Below are 20,055 nucleotides of genomic sequence, written 5' to 3'. Positions count from 1 at the left end.
CGGAGGCGCCTCACGCGCATTCCGAGGGGGAAACACGTGCGGACGAGTATCGGCACACGGTTCACGGGTCTGGTCACGGGCGCGCTGCTGGCGGCGGGGGCCCTGTTCGCGACGGCGACGCCGGCCCAGGCGTACGACCCCGATCCCAGCGTCTCCTCGTACTACCGCGCCACCAGTGACTGCCCGTGCAGCGGCGGCAGTCTCACCGACCCGTTCGACGGCACCTACTTCGCGCACGACGCGGGCGGCACCGCCGTCAAGATGGAGCTGAACGACGCGGGCTGGTTCGTCGGCAAGGTGGAGTTCCACCCGAGCGGCGAGAAGCTCTGGATCTACGACACCAAGAACGACGGCGACACGTTCTACGTGGCCGTCGGCTACTCGTCGGGCGGCTCCTACCACGACCTGGGCACCTTCTCGGCGCCGGGCACCTCGGAGACCGTCGACCTCACGGTGAAGAACCTCAGCATCCCGGACGGCGCGTACGTCGACATCACCGTGTACGACGGGGCCGGCCGCGCCGACTACATCGCGGCGGCACGCGGCACCGGCGGAGCGGTCGCCTGACGGCATGGACATCGACCCCGCCTGGCTGCCGCCCGCCGCCTTCCGCGCGGTCGGCGGCCGGCGCGTGCTCGTCCGCGGGGCGGGTCCGCTCGCGGAGACGGTGCGCGGTGAGGTGACGGCGGCCCGCGCGCGGTTCGGGGGCCGTGAGGCGGGTGAGGGCGCCCCGGCCGACCTGGTCCTGGAGCTGACCGGCGACACCGACGACGAGGGCTTCGCGTACGGCCGCGAGAACGGGACGACCACCGTCACGGCGTCCGGCGGGCGCGGGCTGCTGTACGGCCTGTTCCACGTCGTACGGCTCGGCGAGGAGGCGTTCCGGGGTGAGCGGGCGCGGCAGGAGCACCGTCCGGCGGTGGCGCTGCGGATGCTGGACCACTGGGACAACGTGGCCGTGCACCCGGTGATGGGCCAGGTCGAGCGCGGCTACGCGGGCGGGTCGCTGTTCTGGTCCGACGGCCGGGCCCGCGGCGACCTGGACCGCGTGCGGGCGTACGGCAGGCTGCTCGCGGCCTGCGGGATCAACGCGGTCGCCGTCAACAACGTCAACGTGCACGAGACCGAGGCGCGTCTGCTCACCGACCGGATCGGCGAGGTCGCCGCCCTCGCGGACGCGCTCAGGCCGTACGGCGTGCGCACGCACCTGTCCGTCACCTTCGCGGCGCCCGTCGTCCTCGGCGGCCTGCCCACCGCCGACCCGCTGGACGAACGGGTGCGCGCCTGGTGGGCCGGGGCGACGGCGCGGGTGTACGAGGCGATACCCGACTTCGGCGGGTACGTGGTGAAGGCGGACTCGGAGGGTCAGCCGGGCCCGTTCGCCTACGGCCGCACGCACGCGGACGGCGCCAACCTGCTGGCCGCGGCGCTCGCGCCGCACGGCGGCACCGTGCACTGGCGGGCCTTCGTGTACGACCACCGTCAGGACTGGCGGGACCGGACGACGGACCGGGCCCGCGCCGCGTACGATCACTTCGTGCCGCTGGACGGCGACTTCGCGGCCAACGCGGTCCTCCAGGTCAAGCACGGGCCGATGGACTTCCAGGTGCGCGAGCCGCTCTCGCCGCTGATCGGGGCGATGCCGCGCACCCGGCTCGCGGTGGAGGTGCAGGCCACCCAGGAGTACACCGGGCAGCAGCGGCACGTGTGCTGGCTGGGTCCGATGTGGAGCGAGGTGCTGCGCTCGCGCCCCGACGGCGGGGCGGGCACCGGGCGGATCGCGGACGGGCTCGTGGCCGTGTCCAACGCCGGCGACGACCCGTTCTGGACCGGCCACCCGCTCGCCCAGGCCAACCTCTACACCTTCGGGCGCCTTGCCTGGGACCCGGCGGCCGACCCGCGGACGGTCCTCGGCGAGTGGATCGCGCTGACCCATCCGGAGGCGGAACGACGGCTGGTCGACGGCCTGCACGCGGTGCTCGACGGCTCCTGGTCGACGTACGAGAAGTACACGGCACCGCTCGGCGTCGGCTTCATGGTGCAGCCGGGGCACCACTACGGGCCGAGCGTGGACGGCTACGAGTACAGCCCCTGGGGCACCTACCACTTCGCCGACCGCGACGGCGTCGGTGTGGACCGCAGCGCGGCGACCGGCACCGGCTACGCGGCGCAGTACGCCAAGCCCTGGTCCGAGCTGTACGAGTCGCCGGACACCTGCCCCGACGAGCTGCTGCTGTTCTTCCACCACGTGCCCTACGGTCATGTGCTGCACAGCGGGAAGACCGTGATCCAGCACATCTACGACACGCACTTCGAGGGCGTGGCGGAGGCGGAGGAGGCCCGCCGGGTGTGGGCGGGCCTCGCGGGCCTGGTCGACCCGGCCCGGCACGCGCGCGTGGCGGAGCGGTACGAGGAGCAGGTGCGCTGCGCCCGCGAGTGGCGCGACCAGGTCAACAGCTACTTCCTGCGCAAGTCCGGGGTGCCGGACGAGCGGGGGCGGACCCTTCACTGAAGGCGCAGCACCATGACGCCGAGCGGATCGAGGGTGGGGGCGGTGGTCCTCGTCCCAGACCTTCTCGGGCCACTGCTCCGGGTTGCAGTCGCCGCCGTACGGGATCTTGGGGGTGCGGGGCGTGCTCAGGCGGTGAAGTCCTCCTGGGTCTCGGTGATCACCGGTCGGCTGCTGTGCAGCAGGGAGAGCAGCAGCGGGGCGGCCAGCAGGGCGGGCAGGGCCTCGGTCAGCAGGGCGGTCAGGGCCGCGGCCAGGATCAGCAGGGAGGCGGCCCCGAGGGTCGCGCGGCCGTGCCGGAGCAGGAAGTAGGCGGCGAGGCGGGCGGTGTCGCGGGCGCGGAAGGTGAAGAGGGAGGTGAGGACGAGGGCGTGCGCGCCCCAGAGGAGGGAGCCCGCGCCGACGGCCGCGAGCAGCACCGCCCACCAGCCGGGCAGGCCGGTGGCGGTGAAGTGGGTGAGGGTGAAGGCGATGACGGTGAGCCAGGCCAGCAGGGGCGCCCACAGCCGCAGCGCCGGGAGGGCGTTGAGGCGCCAGCCGCGCCAGTAGGCGCGGGCCGGGTGGAGTTCGGTGAGGTCGCCGCTGCGGTGGTGCAGGGCGTGGACGGCGCCGGACAGGGCCGGTCCGAGGGGCAGCAGGCAGAGGGCGGCGAGGGGGAGGTTGGCGGGGTCGGGGGCGAGCAGGAACAGGCCGGCCAGGCCCGGTGCGGTGGCCAGGAGCAGCAGGGCCTCGACGGTGAGCAGGGTGTGGATCAGGGCGGCGGTGCGGGAGAGGACGCCGGTGCCGAAGCCGGCGGGGCCCGTGGTGCGTGCGTCGCTCATCCCGGCTCCCGGCCGAGCAGGCGGCGCTCGTCCCACCAGGGCGGGGTCTCGTCGTCGACGGGGCTCAGCTCGACGAAGGCGACCTCGTGGCGGGTGAGGGTGAGGGGCAGGTCCACGCGGCCGTCCTCGACCGGCAGGCGCCGGTGGGTGCGGGCGGGTTCGGCGGCCTCGTGGAGGACGTCCAGCTGGTGGGGGCGCGGTGAGCGGGGGCTGCCCATGCGGCGCCAGGCGGTGCAGGCGTTGCCGTGCTCCTCGTCCACGGTCAGGCGCCGGACGAACGCCTCGCCGCGCCCGCCGGTGCCGACGGGCAGGGAGAGCCGCAGCGCGTGCCCGTCCGGGCCGGGTGTCGTGCCCGACGGGTCCACGGGGGTCCACGCCAGGACGGTGACCCGGCCGTCCGGGTGCCGGGTGACGAGGTGGTCGTCGCCCCGGGTCAGCAGGTCGGGGCCCATCCGGGCGAGGAAGGCGTAGAGGTGGTACGTCGGTTTCCGCACCTGCCGGTGGGTGAGCAGCCCGAAGCCGCCGTGGAAGAGGGCGGTGGGGACGCCGGTCTCCTCGAAGACGTCGCTGAACGTCCAGTACGAGAAGGAGTCGGCGAGGTCGCCGCCCGCCGCGAGGACCGGGGCGAGGTAGGCGGCGTGGAAGGCGGTGTCGTGGACCGGGTTGTCGGGCCGGTAGGAGGAGTTGAACTCGGTGATGTGCACGGGCAGGTCCGCGAGCCGCGTGCCCTTCAGCGTCCGGCGCGGCTCGGCGAACTGGTCGAGCAGCGTCCCGGCCGGGGCGAGCGTCTGGTGCACGCCGAACGGCACGTGCTGGGCGGGCCCGGAGCTGTAGGCGTGCCGGGAGACGAAGTCGACGGGCACGTCCCGGCTGTCGGCGAACTCGGCGAACCGTTCCAGCCGGCCCGGCCCCGCGCCGGGTGACACGGCCGGGCCGCCCACCTGGAGTGAGGCGTCCACGTCCTTCACGGCGTGCGCGGTCGCCTCGTAGAGCCGGTGGTACGCGCTTTCGTCGGCGTCCTGCCAGAAGTCGGGCAGGTCGGGTTCGTTCCAGACCTCGACGGGCCAGGTGCGGACCTCGTCGAGGCCGTACCGGTCGACGAGGTGGGTCAGGGTGGCCCGGACCAGCGCGGTCCACTCGGCGGTGTCGCGGGGCGGGGTGATGTTGCCGCGCCACCAGAACACCGTCCGGTCGCCGCTCGCGAGGTCGTGCGGCATGAAGCCGAGTTCGAGGAAGGGGCGGATGCCGGCGGCCAGGTAGCCGTCGACGACCTGGTCGACGTGGGTGAAGGAGTGGTGGACGTGCCGGGCGCCCCGGTGGGTGTAGGGGCGGTGGACGGCCATGCCCTCGCTGAACAGGCCGTGGCCGCGGATGTGCCGGAAGCCGATCTCGCGTTGGAGCAGGGCGAGGGAGTCCTGGTAGTCGCGGCGCAGGGCGAGGTCGAGGCGGCCGGTGCCGACGCAGTACCGCCAGGCGTCGGGGAAGGGGCCGGCCGGCTCGGCGGGGACACGGATCATCCCCGCTCCTCGCCGAACCGCTCGTAGGCCTTGTTGTGCACGTCGACCAGCCGGTCCATGTTCTTGGCCTTCAGCTCACTCACGTAGGCGTCCCACTCGGACATCGGGCGTTTGCCGAGGACGAACTGGAGCGTGTTCTGCCGGACGTGGTCCTTCAGCGGGGTCTCCCAGAGGGTGGCCTGTTCCTGTTCCACGGACTGGAGGGGGTGGGCCGGGTCGACGGGGAGCTGCTCGCGCCCGGACATGGCGTCCTGGAACCTCTTCTCGTCCGGGCTGAAGGCGGAGGAGACCAGTTCCCAGCTGCCGCCGTAGGAGAAGACGCCGTTGTAGAAGCCGTAGTCCTTCTGGAGGTCCTTGGGCGCGCCCGGGTCGGAACCCATGAGGCTGATGCCGTCCGCGGCCTGGTACCGGCCGCCGGAGGCGGTGTAGGTGACGCCCTCGACGCCCCACTTGGTGAACTCCTGGCCTTCGTCGGAGTACCAGAGCCAGTCCACGAACTGCATGAGCGCCACGAAGTCGTCCCGCTTCAGGGCGTCCCCGGCGATCATCATGCCGTTCTCCAGGCGGGAGCCGCCGAGCACCACGGGCCCCGCCGGTCCGAGCGGGACCGGGATCATCTCGATCCTCGAGCCCTTGACCTGCCGCTCGAGGTTGTAGCGGTAGTTCTGGACCAGCTCCTGCGGGTTGGCGCTGATCGCGAAGGACCTCTCGGAGAGCAGCTTCTTGACCGCCTCGTCGTCGCTCTGGGTGAAGCCCTCCGGGTCCACCAGCTTCTCGTCGACCAGTTTCCGCAGGTACTCGATCATCGAGCGGTATCCGTCCGTGGCGCCGGTGAAGACGAACTTCTCGTCCCGCGCGTCCCAGCTGGTGTTCAGGTAGGACCAGCCGGCCCGGACTCCGTGGGCCTGGCCGATGTACCCGAGCAGGGCGCCGCCGGGCTCGGGCTGGTTCCAGCGGTCGGAGAAGGGATAGCGGTCGGGGTACTCCGACCTGATCGCCCGGAAGACGTCGGCCGTCTCGTCCAGGGTTGACGGCAGGCTCAGGCCCAGCCGGTCGAGGACGTCGGTGCGCAGCGCGAGGGAGTAGCTGGACTTGACCTTCTCGTGCAGGCCGGGCAGGAGGTAGTACTTGCCGTCGGACTGGCGCAGCGAGTCGACCTCGGGCTCCAGCTTCCATCTGCTGACCTTGTCGCGGAAGTTGGGCATCAGTTTCACGTAGTCGCTGACCGCGAGGACGGAGCCCGACGCCACGAACGGGGTCTCCTGGCCGGGGTAGGTCTTGGGCAGGAGCAGGGGGGCGTCGCCCGCGCCGATGAGCAGGCTGCGCTTCTTCTCGTAGTCGCTGAGGGGGACGTCGGTGGTCTCGAGGGTGACGCCGGTGCGCTTGGTGAGCTCCTTCCAGAGCAGCCAGTCGTCCTTGGGCGGGTAGTTGGGGTTGCTCAGGTGCAGAAGTGAGAAGGAGAGCGGCTCGGACGACTTGAACCGCTGGCCGGCCCGGTACTCCTTCATCGCGCCGTTCCGCTTCTTCGACAGGTCCTTGGAGTCGCCGCCGTCGTCGCCGCTGCCGCAGCCGGTGAGCGCGGCGAGGCCGGCGAAGCCGGCGGCCGCCAGGACCTGACGTCGCGAAAGCTGTCCTGCGTTCTTCACGGTTACTCCCTCGGTGTGGCTGGAACTCAGCCCTTGACCGCGCCGAGCATCACGCCCGACACGAAGTAGCGCTGGACGAACGGGTACACGCAGAGGATGGGCAGCGCGGTGAGCACGATGGTGACGGCCTGGATGTTGGCCGCGACCTGGGTGAGCTGCTCGGTGCCCGCGCCGGCGCCGGTGCCGCCGGTGGCGCCCGCGATGAGGTTGCGCAGGTAGACCGTGACCGGCATCAGCTCGATCCGGTCCATGTAGAGGAACGCGCCGAACCAGGAGTTCCAGAAGGACACCGAGTAGAACAGCACCATGGTCGCGACGACCGCCTTCGACAGCGGCAGCACGATCCGCAGCAGGGTGCCGTAGGTGTTCAGGCCGTCGATCTGCGCGGCCTCCTCCAGTTCGTCCGGCATACTCTCGAAGAAGGCCTTCATCACCAGCAGGTTGAAGACGCTGATCGCGTTGGGCAGGGCCAGCGCCCACACCGTGTTCTTCATGTCGAGGCTGGTGATCAGCACGTAGGTGGGGATCAGGCCGCCCGAGAAGAACATGGTGAACACGGCGATGCCGACGAGGAGTCCGCGTCCCTTGAGGTGCTTCTTGGACAGGACGTAGGCGTAGCAGGTCGTCAGGAGCATCGCGACGGCGGTGGAGACGACCGTGTAGAACACGGTGTTGCCGTAGTTGCGCCAGAAGGTGCCGTCCTGGAAGACGATCTCGTACGTGGTGAGGTTGAAGCCCTTGGGCCACAGCGTCACCTCGCCCGCGCGGATCTGGCGTTCCCCGCTGAAGGAGCGGGCGACGATGTTGAGGAAGGGGTAGAGCGTCACCACGACGACGCCGGTGAGGATCAGGCCGTTGACGCCCTGGAAGACGCGGTAGCCGCGGGTGGGCCGGTCGACGGTCACCACAGGCTCGTCCCCACCGTGCGGCGCGAGAGCAGGTTGGCCGAGGTGATCAGGACCAGGCCGATGACCGCCTCGAAGAGGCCGATGGCGGCGGCGTAGCTGAAGCTGTTGGACTCGACACCGGTGCGGTAGAGGTACGTGGAGATCACGTCACCGGTCCGGTAGGTCAGCGGGTTGTAGAGCAGCAGGATCTTCTCGAAGCCGACCGCCAGGAAGGTGCCGATGTTGAGGATCAGCAGCGTGATCATGGTGGGGCGGATGCCGGGCAGGGTGACGTGCCAGATCTGCCGCCAGCGGTTGGCGCCGTCGATGCGAGCCGCCTCGTACAGGTCGTCGTCGATCGTGGTGAGCGCGGTGAGGTAGAGGATGGTGCCCCAGCCCGCGGTCTGCCAGATCTCCGAGCCCACGTAGATGGTGCGGAACCACTCGGGTTGCTGGATGAACGGGACCGGGTCCTGGCCGAACCAGCCGAGGACGTGGTTGACCGGTCCGTCGGTCGCGAGCATCTGCAGGGTGATACCGGCGACGATCACGATCGACAGGAAGTGCGGCAGGTACGACACCGACTGCACGAACCGTTTCAGGGCCCGCGTGCGCACCTCGTTGAGGAGGAGCGCGAGCACGATGGGGATGGGGAAGCAGAAGACGAGGGTGAGGCCGCCGATCCAGAGGGTGTTGCGGAACACCTGCCAGAAGGTGGGGTCGGTGAGGAACATCTCGACGTAGCGGAGGCCGACCCACTGCTCCCCCAGGATCGAACCGCCGGGTTCGAAGCGGCGGAAGGCGATCACGTTGCCGATCATCGGCAGATAGCGGAAGACCAGGAAGAACAGCAGCGGCAGCACGGCCAGCGAGTACAGCTGCCAGTCGCGGCGCAGCGCCCGCCGCCACCCGGTGGGCGCGGTGCGCCGTGCGGCGCTGCGGGGCGCGGCCCGGGCCGGGGGCGGATCCTGGGCGCCGGGTGGTGGGGCCGGCGTGGTGGAGGTGCTCATGCTCGGGTCTCCCGGTGGCGTGGGACGCAGGACACGGTGCCGAAACTTTCGAGCTCTTACCGGTAACTTCGCGGCAACCTAGAGGCAGGGGAAAGCACTGTCAATGGCCGGTGCGGAGCGGGATGTTGAGGCACGCACGCCGTCGGAAATGATTGACCTGCACCTTGGGAAGAGGGTGGCGAGCTGTTACGGTCGGTCGCACCTTTCTGGGATTCGACCGCAACAATCGGTCGCCCGGTCTCCCCGAACCTGCTGCGAGGTGCCGCCGTGCCCGCGTTCGACCTGCCGCAGACGCAGTTGCGGCACCACCGTCCGGCCCCGGACGAGCCCGACGACTTCGACGACTTCTGGCGCCGCACCCTCGCGGAGCCGGCGGCCGGCGACCCGCTGGTGTCGGCGCACCCGGCGGAGACCGGACTGCGGCTGACCGAGACCTGGGACGTGACCTTCCGGGGCTTCGGCGGCGACCCGGTGCGCGCCTGGTTCAGCAGGCCCGCCGGGGCGGACCGGCCGCTGCCCGCGGTCGTCGAGTACGCGGGGTACGGGCGCGGACGCGGCCTCCCCCACGAGCGGCTGACCTGGCCCGCCGCCGGGTACGCGCATCTCCTGATGGACAACCGGGGCCAGGGCGACCAGTACGGCTGCGGCGGCGACACCCCGGACCCGCGCGCCGGCGCGCCGGGCGGTCCCGGCCCGGCGGTACGGGGGCTGCTCGACCCGTACGCCTACCACTACCGCCGGCTGATCACGGACGCGGTCCGGGCGGTCGCGGCGGTGCGGGCGCTGCCCGGCGTGGACGCGGGGCGTGTCGCCGCCGTCGGCAACAGCCAGGGCGGGGGGCTGGCGCTGGCCGTGGCGGGCCTGGTGCCGGACCTGGCGGCGGTGCTGGTCTCCGCCCCGCTGCTGTGCGGTGTCCGGCGCGCGCTGGACCTCACCGACGCGGGGCCCTACGGAGAGATCGCGGCGTACCTGTCGGTGCACCGGGGCGCCGAGGCCGCCGCGTACCGCACGCTGTCGTACGTGGAGGGCGTGAGCTTCGCCCGCCGCGCGCACGCCCCGGCCCACTTCGGTGTGGGTCTGCGCGACACGGTGTGCCCGCCGAGCGGGGCGTACGCCGCCTTCAACCGGTACGCGGAACTGAGCGGAGCCGAGCCCCGCAAGGAGATCCGCGCCTACCCGTTCAACGGGCACGAGGGGGGCGACGCGGTGCATGTGCGCGGCCAGCTGGACTGGCTGGCCGGCGTGCTGCCCGCCACGTGACACGGCGACACGGCGACACGGCGATACGGCGACACGGCGTCACGGCGACACGGCGTCACGGCGACACGGCGACACGGCGACACGGCGACACGGCGACACGGCGTCACGGCGACACGGCGACACGGCGACACGGCGACACGGCGACACGGCGACACGGCGACACGGCGTCACGGCGACACGGCGTCACGGCGACACGGCGTCACGGCGACACGGCGAGGGCCGCACCCCCGCCGACGGGGATGCGGCCCTCAACCGTTGTGCGCCGCCGCCTACTTGCGGATCAGGCTGCGCAGCACGTACTGCAGGATGCCGCCGTTGCGGTAGTAGTCCGCCTCACCGGGGGTGTCGATGCGGACGACCGCGTCGAACTCGACACCGGTGTCGGTGGTGACCTTCACCGTGCGCGGGGTGGTGCCCTCGTTGAGCTCGGTGACACCGGAGACGGAGAAGGCCTCCTCGCCGGTCAGGCCGAGGGACTCGGCGGTACGGCCCTCCGGGAACTGGAGCGGCAGGACGCCCATGCCGATGAGGTTCGAGCGGTGGATGCGCTCGTACGACTCGGCGATGACGGCCTTGACGCCGAGGAGCGCGGTGCCCTTGGCGGCCCAGTCGCGGGACGAGCCGGAACCGTACTCCTTGCCGGCCAGGACGACGAGCGGGGTGCCCTGCTCGATGTAGTTGCGGGAGGCGTCGTAGATGAACGACACCGGACCGCCGTCCTGGGTGAAGTCGCGGGTGTAGCCGCCCTCGGTGCCCGGCGCGATCTGGTTGCGCAGGCGGATGTTGGCGAACGTACCGCGGATCATGATCTCGTGGTTGCCGCGGCGCGAGCCGTAGCTGTTGAAGTCGCGGCGCTCGACGCCGTGCTCCGTCAGGTACTTGCCGGCCGGGGTGTCGGCCTTGATGGCGCCGGCGGGCGAGATGTGGTCCGTCGTCACCGAGTCGCCCAGCTTGGCCAGCACCCGGGCGCCGGAGATGTCCTCGACCGGAGCCGGCTCCATGCCCATGCCCTCGAAGTACGGGGGCTTGCGCACGTAGGTGGACTCGGTGTCCCACTCGAAGGTGTCACCGGTCGGGATCGACAGCGCCTGCCACTGGGCGTCGCCCGCGAAGACGTCGCTGTAGGACTTGGAGAACATGTCCTCGCCGATGGCACTGGCGACGACCTCGTTGACCTCGGCCTCGCTCGGCCAGATGTCCTTCAGGAAGACCGGGTTGCCGTCCTGGTCGGCGCCCAGGGCCTCCTTGGTGATGTCCACCTTCATGGAGCCCGCGAGCGCGTACGCGACGACCAGCGGCGGGGACGCCAGGTAGTTCATCTTGACGTCGGGGTTGATCCGGCCCTCGAAGTTGCGGTTGCCGGAGAGCACCGAGGTGACGGCCAGGTCGTGGTCGTTGACGGCCTTGGAGACCTCGTCCGGCAGCGGGCCGGAGTTGCCGATGCAGGTGGTGCAGCCGTAGCCGACGAGGTTGAAGCCGACCTTGTCGAGGTACGGGGTCAGGCCCGCCTTCTCGAAGTAGTCGGTGACGACCTTGGAACCCGGGGCGAGGGTGGTCTTGACCCACGGCTTGCGGGTCAGGCCCTTCTCCACCGCCTTCTTGGCCACCAGGGCGGCGGCGACCATGACGTACGGGTTGGAGGTGTTGGTGCAGGAGGTGATGGCCGCGACCGTCACCGCGCCGTGGTCCAGCTCGTAGGTCGTGCCGTCGGGGGCGGTGACCTGGACCGGGTTGGACGGAGCGCCGTTGGGGGTGACGGCCGGGGAGTCGGAGGCCGGGAAGGACTCCTTGCCCGCCTCGTCCACGACGTCCACGTAGTTGAGGACGTCCGACTTGAACTGCTGGGCGGCGTTCGCGAGGACGATGCGGTCCTGCGGGCGCTTCGGGCCGGCGATGGAGGGCACGACCGTGGAGAGGTCGAGCTCCAGCTTCTCGGAGAAGTCCGGCTCCGCCTTCGGGTCCAGCCAGAGGCCCTGCTGCTTGGCGTACGCCTCGACGAGCGCGACCTGCTGGTCGCTGCGGCCGGTCAGGCGCATGTAGTTCAGCGTCTCGTCGTCGATCGGGAAGATCGCGGCGGTGGAGCCGAACTCCGGCGACATGTTGCCGATGGTGGCGCGGTTGGCGAGGCTCGTGGCCGCCACACCCTCGCCGTAGAACTCGACGAACTTGCCGACGACGCCGTGCTTGCGCAGCATCTCGGTGATCGTGAGGACGAGGTCGGTGGCGGTGGTGCCGGGCGTCAGCTCACCGGTCAGCTTGAAGCCGACGACGCGCGGGATGAGCATGGAGACCGGCTGGCCGAGCATCGCGGCCTCGGCCTCGATGCCGCCGACGCCCCAGCCGAGGACGCCGAGGCCGTTGACCATGGTGGTGTGCGAGTCGGTGCCGACCAGGGTGTCGGGGTAGGCCTTGCCGTCACGGGTCATGACGACGCGGGCCAGGTGCTCGATGTTCACCTGGTGGACGATGCCGGTGCCGGGCGGGACGACCTTGAAGTCGTCGAAGGCGGTCTGGCCCCAGCGCAGGAACTGGTAGCGCTCCTTGTTGCGGCCGTACTCCAGGTCGACGTTCTGCTTGAAGGCGTCGTTGGTGCCGAACTTGTCGGCGATCACGGAGTGGTCGATGACCATCTCGGCCGGGGAGAGCGGGTTGATCTTGTTCGCGTCACCGCCGAGCTCCTTGACGGCCTCGCGCATGGTCGCGAGGTCGACGACACAGGGCACGCCGGTGAAGTCCTGCATGATCACTCGGGCCGGCGTGAACTGGATCTCCTGCGACGGCTGGGCCTGCGAGTCCCAGCCGCCCAGGGCGCGGATGTGGTCGGCGGTGATGTTCGCGCCGTCCTCGGTGCGGAGCAGGTTCTCCAGCAGCACCTTCAGGCTGTAGGGAAGGCGCGCGGAGCCCTCGACCTTGTCCAGCCGGAAGATCTCGTACGACTCGTCGCCCACCTGCAGTGTGCTGCGGGCGTCGAAGCTGTTCGCCGACACGACAGTCTCCTTCATTTATGTGCGCGTACCACCGCATCCTGCCGCCACGCCGCCCTGGCCGATCCGCTAAGGTAGGGCTAAGTTAGGTAAGCCTTACCACCAGACCCGATAGCGGCGTTCGGCTGCGGTGCGCCTCGGCAGATATCTCGATGTCGAGATAACTCTAGTACATAGGGGCGAGCTGGTCATGCCCGGGCGCGGTGTGGCGTGCACCCCATCCCGCGGCCGCCCCGGCTTCACCCGGGGACCGCCCCGAGCCCTCCCCGAGTGACCCGTGCGGCCATCAGTACGCCGAACGGGGGTATCCGATGCGAGCCGGGAACACCCGGCACGACTCGGAAGGAGGCACGATGCCCCTCACGTTCCGCAAGAGCTTCCGGATCCTCCCCGGAGTACGCCTGAACATCAACAAACGTTCCTGGTCCATCACGACCGGCGGCAGGAACGGCCCCCGCCACACCCGCAGCAGCACTGGGCGTCGTACGACATCGATGGATTTGCCCGGACCTTTCGGATGGCGGCGTACCCGCTCGACCAGGCATCATTGAGGCGACGTTGACGTCCCATCACCCGGACGGACCCCCCGAGAGGCGCCATCTCATATCTGAGATAGCCTCAACCTCATGGCAGACGACTACCTCGTACGCATCGGCAAGCTCATCCGTGACGCCCGGCAGCACCGCGGCTGGACACAGTCACAGCTCGCCGAGGCGCTCGGCACCAGTCAGAGCGCCGTCAACCGCATCGAGCGCGGCAACCAGAACATCAGCCTTGAGATGATCGCCCGCATCGGCGAAGCGCTGGACAGCGAAATCGTCTCTCTCGGCTACTCGGGTCCGATGCACCTGCGTGTGGTCGGCGGCCGGCGTCTCTCCGGCGCCATCGACGTCAAGACCAGCAAGAACGCCTGCGTGGCCCTGCTGTGCGCCTCGCTGCTCAACAAGGGGCGCACGGTGCTGCGCCGGGTCGCCCGCATCGAGGAGGTCTACCGCCTCCTGGAGGTGCTGAACTCCATCGGCGTACGCACCCGCTGGATCAACGACGGCACCGACCTGGAGATCGTGCCGCCGGCCCAGCTGGACATGGAGGCCATCGACGCCGAGGCCGCCGTCCGCACCCGCTCCATCATCATGTTCCTCGGCCCGCTGCTGCACCGCATGGACCGCTTCCGGCTGCCCTACGCCGGCGGCTGCGACCTCGGCACCCGGACCATCGAGCCGCACATGATCGCGCTGCGCCGCTTCGGCCTGGACGTCGCCGCGACCGAGGGCCATTACCACGCGGTGGTCGACCGTCAGGTGCGCCCGGACCGCCCGATCGTGCTGACCGAGCGGGGCGACACGGTCACCGAGAACGCGCTCCTCGCGGCGGCCCGGCACGACGGCGTCACCGTCATCCGCAACGCCTCCTCGAACTACATGGTCCAGGACCTCTGCTTCTTCCTGGAGGCCCTGGGCGTCCGCGTCGAAGGCATCGGCACCACCACCCTCACCGTGCACGGCATGCCGGTCATCGACGCCGACGTGGACTACTCCCCCTCCGAGGACCCGGTCGAGGCGATGAGCCTGCTGGCCGCCGCCGTGGTCACCGAGTCGGAGCTGACGGTCCGCCGGGTCCCCATCGAGTTCCTGGAGATCGAGCTGGCGGTCCTGGAGGAGATGGGCCTCGACCACGACCGCACCCCGGAGTACTTCGCGGACAACGGCCGCACCCGCCTGGTGGACCTCACCGTCCGGCCGTCGAAGCTCGAAGCGCCGATCGACAAGATCCACCCGATGCCCTTCCCGGGCCTGAACATCGACAACGTCCCCTTCTTCGCGGCCATCGCGGCCTCCGCCCAGGGCCAGACCCTCATCCACGACTGGGTCTACGACAACCGCGCCATCTACCTGACCGACCTCAACCGCCTCGGCGGCCGACTCCAGCTCCTGGACCCCCACCGCGTCCTGGTCGAGGGCCCCACCCGCTGGCGCGCCGCCGAGATGATGTGCCCGCCGGCCCTGCGCCCCGCCGTGGTGGTCCTGCTGGCGATGATGGCGGCGGAGGGCACGTCCGTGCTGCGCAACGTGTACGTCATCAACCGGGGGTACGAGGACCTGGCGGAGCGGCTGAACTCGATCGGGGCGCAGATCGAGATCTTCCGGGACATCTGACAGTTCCGAGAAGGGGTGGTGCCCATCCCCGTGCGGTTGCACCCGCAACCCCGCCCGGCCTGAGGCTCCCCGCACGGGATGCGACGCGAGCGGGGCCGGAGGACACGTGTCGTCCCTCCGGCCCCGCTGTACTGCCTGGGCCCCGCCGGCCTCCGCGCGGGACCGGTTGTCCCGGGGGCTCAGGCGGTCGGTGGGTCCGCCGGTCAGTAGGCGGAGTCGACGTTGTCCATGGAGCCGTACTTGTCGGCCGCGTAGTTGCAGGCGGCGACGATGTTGGCGACCGGGTCGGTGATGGAGTCCTTCGTGCCCTTGACGTGATAGGCGTCGAAGGTGGGCTGGATCGTCTGGAGCAGGCCCTTCGAGGGGATGCCGTTCTGGGCGTTGACGTCCCAGTCGTTCTGCGCGTTCGGGTTGCCGGACGACTCGCGCATGATGTTGCGGTGCACGCCCTCGTAGGTGCCCGGGATGTTCTTGGCGTGCATGACGTCCAGGGCGGTGCGGATCCAGCCGTCGAGGTCGTCGCCGTGCTTCTTCTCGCCGGCCTCGACCATGGCCTCGATCTTGTCGGTCTGGGCCTGCGTCTGCGCGGTGGAGGCCTTGGCCGGCTCGGCGGCGTGCGCCGGGCTGGGGACGAGGGTGAGGCTGACGGCGGCGGCGCCCGCGGCGGCGAGGGAGGCCACGGCGGACTTGCGGATGTGGGGGCGGCGCATGAGGGCGTGCATGGGTGTACCTCTCCATTCGGGAACGTGATGGGGAGGCCGACGGGGGGTCGGCGACGCGGTGTCCGCGTGGGACGCGTCTTCGCGTCATCAGGGCCGGTGTCTGGATCCCGGACGGGCTTTCCCGTCCCGGTCCGGCGCTCGGCTCCCCGGTACGCCGAACAGACTGCGGAACGTTCCGGCGCCGCGACAAGTGTGTGACCTACTACGCCGCTTCGCAGACCGGCCGCGTGAGTCGCCCGGACGGTCGGCGACCACGCAGGCGAGCGCCCGTCGGGCGTCTACTAACCCCGGCCCCGTGTGACGTGAGACCTGTGCGCGCCCTCACAGAGCCGGTCACCCGGCGGTCGCCTCTCGTCACCCTGCGGAGACAGGTGCCTCACTCGATGAAACGGCGCAGTCACCTTCCGGGGTCGTCAGGAAGGCCGGCATCCCGGTACCGGGCGAGGTGGTGCACGAGGACGCGCGTGACGAGGGAGTGTCAGTCGGTACGCGCAGATTCCGCGCCCGCCGCGGTCGGGGGACGCGCCCCAGCGGGACTGCGTGCCGAGGTCCGTGAGCAGGTCGTTCAGTACCGTTTCCGCCTCGGCCCGGACACCGCACTCGGTGAGAGCGACCGCCAGGGCCGGATCCCAGGGGACGGCGGCCGGGCCCTTCAGGGCGGACTCGGCTTGCCGTACCAGCTGACCGCAGGGTGTCGCGGGCGCGGGTGGCCGCGACCGTTGAGGACGCGGGCGGCGAGCTGGTCGATGTGCGTGATGTCGATGCGGGCCGGCAGGTCGGGTTCGAGCAGGGACGCCGCAGCCCGGTGGGCCGTTGCGTGGCTGGCACGGCACCTCCTCTACGGACCGGCAGGCGGCGTCCAGGGGGCCGGTCCGGCCGCTGCTCGCACTCGAGCGCGCCTGTCACGAGCCCCACGCGAGTTCCGCCGGGCACAGCCTGGTGGCGGGCTTCTGCCGTTCCGCCGTGCGGCCCCCGCCTGCCCGGGCCGTCGCGGCTTCAGGGCCACCGTTCCGGCCGACGGGGGTCCTCGTCCGCTGCGCGCCCCGGCGGCACGATCGTCCGGGCGAGGACGCCGAGCAGCCGCGAGGCCGGCGCCGGCGTCTCAGCCGGCCGGGTGATGCGCCGAATGGCGCCTGATGGAGGCCGGGGGGATGCTCGACCGGGGACCTTGTTCGCTGCGGTGAAAGGAGACGCCATGCCTATCTGCACGACGCGAGACGGTGTCGAGATCTTCTACAAGGACTGGGGGCGAGGCCGTCCGGTGGTGTTCATCCACGGCTGGCCGCTCAACGGTGACGCGTGGCAGGATCAGCTGAAGGCGGTCGCTGACGCCGGCTACCGCGGGATCGCGCACGACCGGCGCGGTCACGGTCGTTCGACGCCGGTGTACGACGGTTACGACTTCGACACCTTCGCCGACGACCTGAACGACCTGATCACACACCTGGACCTGCGGGACGTGACGCTCGTGGCGCACTCGATGGGCGGTGGCGAACTCGCCCGCTACATCGGCCGCCACGGCACCGGGCGAATCCGCTCCGCCGTCCTGCTGTCCGCCATCCCGCCGCTGATGCTGCAGGGCCCCGACAACCCGGAGGGCGTCCCGCAGTCCGTCTTCGACGACATCAAGGCCGGCATCCTCAAGGAACGCTCGCAGTTCTGGAAGGACACCGCGGTCGGCTTCTTCTCCGCCAACCGCGAGGGCAACAAGGTCACCCAGGGCAACAAGGACGCCTTCTGGTACATGGCGATGGCACAGACCATCGAAGGCGGTGTCGACTGCGTCGACGCCTTCGGCACGACGGACTTCCACGACGACCTCAAGAAATTCGACGTCCCCACACTCATCGTGCACGGCGACGACGACCAGGTGGTGCCGATCGACGCCACCGGCCGCAAGTCCGCCCAGCTCATCGCGGACGCCGAGCTGAAGGTCTACGAGGGCGGCTCACATGGCATCGCCATGGTTCCAGGAGACAAGGAACGCTTCCACAAGGACCTGCTGGAGTTCCTGGAGCGGTGACCCGCGTACACGCCATCCGTCACAGCCGTGGCGCTGGTGGCCGGCCTGTTCGAAGCCGGTGACGATGCCGGTCCCGTCCCCGGTCTCACCGGCCGCTGTCCCGGCTGCGCGGACATCGCCCTGCGCGCCGTCTCCCGGCCCGGCCACCTCTGGCTCCGACTCGGCACCGGCGGCGGAGCGTTCCGCTTCGCCCTGCCGCCCAGCGCGCCCTGACCGTCACTCGGTTTCCGGATGACGAACCCGCCGCCCGATATCCCGGTTGCCGAGCTGGTGCGGCGGGCGAAGACGCACTGACAAATCGAACACAACTGCCTCCGGCCTCGTCCCGCGCGAGATCGTCGTGGTCGTCAGGGGCATCACTCGTTCGCAGGGCCTCCCCCGGCGGACGGAACGCCGTGCGGGGCTCTCGACCGCACATGCGGTGCCTGTTGGCGCACCTTTTCGTGGAAGGTCTCCGGCTCGGTCGCCGACAGGACCGCGCTCCGCCCGTCGGCCAGTTCCACGCACACCCGGGTACGCTCCTCACCGCCGACGGACGTCTCCGTCCGCAAGTGCGTGGAGCGGCTGTCGGTGAGCTCCGCCGCCCACATCACTTCCCGCGGCTCGCGTCGCTGGACGAGCACCCGCCGGTCGGTGAGGAACAGGGTGCCCGGCCGCCACGCGTCGTACAGGGCCCCTCCGTCGTAGTGGCCGCCGAACATGCGGGCGACCAGGGTCTCGCCGGGGGCCAGCTCCGCCTTGGCGCTCGCGCTGCGCTCGGCCCAGGCCCGTGTGTCGGCGTCCCACTGCCGGAGCATCCCGTACTCGAGCATCGTCTCCATGCCCGCGATGGCAGCCCGGATGTTCACGCCGATCAGGGGGATGTCCGCCACCGCGATGATGAGGTCGAGGTGCAGGACGGCCCCCTTGTTGAGCACGACCTCAAGGAGATCGTCCAAGGTCACCCGGGGATCCCGGGTCGGCTTCATGGGAGCCGGTCCGGCCGTGTCAGGCATCGCGCCACCGCTCGGAGGCAGGCTCCGTATCAGCGGACCGGCGCTTCACCCCGTCCTCGGCGCCCGACCCGGCGTCCACAGCGGCCGGCATGGCCGTCGCCGACAGGGACTTGGCGCTGCGCCAGCCGCACCAAGGACACATCTCGTCGAGAAGCTGCTGCATCGCGACCCTCTTGCCGCAGTCGGGGCACGATTCGCGCTCCTCCATGGCCTCTCGCCATGCCGCGGTCTCCAGGTCCGTACCGGCTGGAAACTCGAGCCCGTAGCGGGCGGCGGTCTCGAAGGAGGCCAGCGCCGCCCGCAGCCTGATGCCCAGCAACTCGACGCCGGCGACGGACACCATGATGTCGGCGTTGAGCACCAGCCCCTTGTCCAGCAGGACCTCGACGACGTGGGCAAGACTCCCTTCGCCGCCCCGCTGTGGCTCCATCGCCCGGATAGGCCCCTCTGGGACCAGGTCGGCGAAACGAGGCCGGCAGGGGCCCCGGCCACGGCCGCCGCTGCGGATGGAAGACTGGGCGCAGGCTCGTACGACGCGACGGATTCGGGCTGTTCGGGCTGAAGGTCGCGGCACCCAGCTCTGAGCATCCGTGGCGGGGCTCGCGTGTGCGTCGAAGGTGCCGCACCCGGAGCCCTGGCGGAACCGCCTCCGGGCGGCCGGCCGTCGCGCCCACAGGGAAGGGAACACCACGAGGATGAACGACGCCGACCAGGTACTCGACGACCCTGTAGGTCAGTCGCTCGGCGGTCGACACGCGCACCTCGCGCGCCGGCTCGGCCTGGCCGCCACCTACCTCACAGACGTGGCGACCTTCTCCGCAGTGTCCACCGACCCGGACGCGAAGGACTGGGCCGACCTCGCTGAACTGCTCGGCCCCGGCGCCTTCGCCGACATGTTCAGTTGCCCGGCCCTCCCCCCGTCGGACTGGGAGCCGGTCTTCCGCCTCGAAGGCCGTCAGATGATCTGGCCCGGCGATGGCCTCCCCGACCGACCGGGCTCCGAGTCCGACGCCCGCGTGGTCGAACTGGACGCGGACAGCGTGCCCGAGATGCTCGACCTCGTCGCGCGGACCCAGCCGGGTCCCTTCTGGCCCCGCACCCGCGAACTCGGCACCTACCTGGGTGTCCGAGTGGACGGCACCCTGGTGGCGATGGCCGGAGAACGCCTGCGCCCTCCGGGATGGGCCGAGATCAGCGCCGTCTGCACCGCTCCCGACGCACGCGGGCAAGGCCACGCCGCCCGCCTCGTCGGCGCGCTCACCGCCCGCGTCCTGGCCCGGGGCGAACGCCCCTTCCTGCACGTGGCCGAGGCGAACACCGGCGCGCTCGCGCTGTACGAACGGCTCGGTTTCAAGACCCGCAGGCAGGTGACCTTCCAAGGCTTCCGCACCCCCTGACGGCCTCGGCGGCGCCCTGGTCCTGCCCGTGATCGCCTTCTGGGCTCTCCTCGTCCGCGCACGCCGAGGACCGGTCGCCGAGCAGCCGCATCGACAGCGCTTCGGAGCACCGGTGCGTGACCCGTTAC

17 protein-coding genes are annotated in these 20,055 nt (G+C 70.7%); 8 read left to right on the top strand and 9 right to left on the bottom strand.

The features are described from left to right. Window positions 1-36: 36 nt before the first annotated feature. Both QC283_RS30065 and QC283_RS30060 read left to right on the top strand, forming a co-directional pair. The gene (locus QC283_RS30065) at window positions 37-567 is read left to right on the top strand and encodes a hypothetical protein (protein WP_279564878.1); all 531 of its coding nucleotides are present in this window, start codon (window positions 37-39) and stop codon (window positions 565-567) included. 4 nt (window positions 568-571) lie between these two features. Then, entirely contained in the window at window positions 572-2,512 is a 1,941-nt protein-coding gene (locus QC283_RS30060; protein WP_279564877.1) for an alpha-glucuronidase, read from the top strand. 125 nt (window positions 2,513-2,637) lie between these two features. Here the strand turns inward: QC283_RS30060 and QC283_RS30055 are convergent, their stop codons facing one another. Genes QC283_RS30055 through QC283_RS30035 form a run of 5 tightly spaced genes read right to left on the bottom strand, consistent with a single transcriptional unit; the run spans window position 2,638 to window position 8,390 of the window. Continuing rightward, the gene (locus tag QC283_RS30055) at window positions 2,638-3,330 is read right to left on the bottom strand and encodes a hypothetical protein (RefSeq protein WP_279564876.1); all 693 of its coding nucleotides are present in this window, start codon (window positions 3,328-3,330) and stop codon (window positions 2,638-2,640) included. Continuing rightward, a complete protein-coding gene (locus tag QC283_RS30050; protein ID WP_279564875.1) occupies window positions 3,327-4,847 on the bottom strand; it encodes a GH39 family glycosyl hydrolase in 1,521 nt (506 codons plus the stop codon). Before QC283_RS30050 ends, QC283_RS30055 begins: the two co-directional genes overlap by 4 nt. Beyond that, window positions 4,844-6,493: an ABC transporter substrate-binding protein gene (locus QC283_RS30045; protein ID WP_279564874.1), complete on the bottom strand. Its 1,650-nt coding sequence runs from the start codon at window positions 6,491-6,493 to the stop codon at window positions 4,844-4,846. The genes QC283_RS30050 and QC283_RS30045 overlap by 4 nt, the downstream gene beginning before the upstream one ends. A 26-nt stretch (window positions 6,494-6,519) precedes the next feature. Then, window positions 6,520-7,401: a carbohydrate ABC transporter permease gene (locus QC283_RS30040; protein WP_279564873.1), complete on the bottom strand. Its 882-nt coding sequence runs from the start codon at window positions 7,399-7,401 to the stop codon at window positions 6,520-6,522. Beyond that, window positions 7,395-8,390 (bottom strand): ABC transporter permease, encoded by a 996-nt coding sequence (locus QC283_RS30035; protein WP_279564872.1) that lies wholly within the window; start codon window positions 8,388-8,390, stop codon window positions 7,395-7,397. Before QC283_RS30035 ends, QC283_RS30040 begins: the two co-directional genes overlap by 7 nt. 267 nt (window positions 8,391-8,657) lie before the next feature. Between QC283_RS30035 and QC283_RS30030 the strand changes: the two genes are divergently transcribed. After that, window positions 8,658-9,650, top strand: a complete 993-nt coding sequence (locus tag QC283_RS30030; protein ID WP_279564871.1) for an acetylxylan esterase — start codon at window positions 8,658-8,660, stop codon at window positions 9,648-9,650. A gap of 269 nt (window positions 9,651-9,919) precedes the next feature. Here QC283_RS30030 and acnA read toward each other — a convergent pair whose 3' ends face one another. After that, on the bottom strand, window positions 9,920-12,637 hold the full coding sequence (gene acnA, locus QC283_RS30025) for an aconitate hydratase AcnA (RefSeq protein ID WP_279564870.1): 2,718 nt from the start codon (window positions 12,635-12,637) through the stop codon (window positions 9,920-9,922). Between the two features lie 350 nt (window positions 12,638-12,987). Here acnA and QC283_RS30020 point away from each other — a divergent pair, with 350 nt between their 5' ends. Beyond that, window positions 12,988-13,185 (top strand): DUF4236 domain-containing protein, encoded by a 198-nt coding sequence (locus tag QC283_RS30020; RefSeq protein WP_079160105.1) that lies wholly within the window; start codon window positions 12,988-12,990, stop codon window positions 13,183-13,185. 75 nt (window positions 13,186-13,260) lie between these two features. Next, window positions 13,261-14,790 carry a helix-turn-helix domain-containing protein gene (locus QC283_RS30015; protein ID WP_279564869.1) on the top strand — a complete coding sequence of 510 codons (1,530 nt, stop codon included), beginning with the start codon at window positions 13,261-13,263 and terminating at the stop codon, window positions 14,788-14,790. A 203-nt stretch (window positions 14,791-14,993) separates the two neighbouring features. Here the strand turns inward: QC283_RS30015 and QC283_RS30010 are convergent, their stop codons facing one another. Further along, the gene (locus QC283_RS30010) at window positions 14,994-15,512 is read right to left on the bottom strand and encodes a transglycosylase SLT domain-containing protein (RefSeq protein WP_279564868.1); all 519 of its coding nucleotides are present in this window, start codon (window positions 15,510-15,512) and stop codon (window positions 14,994-14,996) included. 1,195 nt (window positions 15,513-16,707) lie between these two features. On the opposite strand from QC283_RS30010, the gene QC283_RS30005 reads away from it, so the two are divergent. Together QC283_RS30005 and QC283_RS30000 are read left to right on the top strand one after the other, a co-directional pair. Next, a complete protein-coding gene (locus QC283_RS30005) occupies window positions 16,708-17,535 on the top strand; it encodes an alpha/beta fold hydrolase (protein ID WP_279564867.1) in 828 nt (275 codons plus the stop codon). Between the two features lie 27 nt (window positions 17,536-17,562). Continuing rightward, entirely contained in the window at window positions 17,563-17,748 is a 186-nt protein-coding gene (locus tag QC283_RS30000; protein WP_279564866.1) for a DUF6510 family protein, read from the top strand. A 143-nt stretch (window positions 17,749-17,891) separates the two neighbouring features. Here QC283_RS30000 and QC283_RS29995 read toward each other — a convergent pair whose 3' ends face one another. Then, complete coding sequence (locus QC283_RS29995) at window positions 17,892-18,479, bottom strand: gas vesicle protein (RefSeq protein ID WP_279564865.1); 588 nt, start codon at window positions 18,477-18,479, stop codon at window positions 17,892-17,894. A 43-nt stretch (window positions 18,480-18,522) separates the two neighbouring features. Next, window positions 18,523-18,960, bottom strand: coding sequence for a gas vesicle protein (locus QC283_RS29990; protein ID WP_279564864.1), 438 nt, complete (start codon window positions 18,958-18,960; stop codon window positions 18,523-18,525). Window positions 18,961-19,225: 265 nt separating this feature from the next. On the opposite strand from QC283_RS29990, the gene QC283_RS29985 reads away from it, so the two are divergent. Then, window positions 19,226-19,927, top strand: coding sequence for a GNAT family N-acetyltransferase (locus QC283_RS29985; protein ID WP_279564863.1), 702 nt, complete (start codon window positions 19,226-19,228; stop codon window positions 19,925-19,927). Window positions 19,928-20,055: the final 128 nt, after the last annotated feature.

This window comes from Streptomyces sp. DH41, from assembly GCF_029813785.1.
Lineage (GTDB): Bacteria > Actinomycetota > Actinomycetes > Streptomycetales > Streptomycetaceae > Streptomyces.
This window is presented reverse-complemented; position numbering and strand designations above follow the sequence as displayed.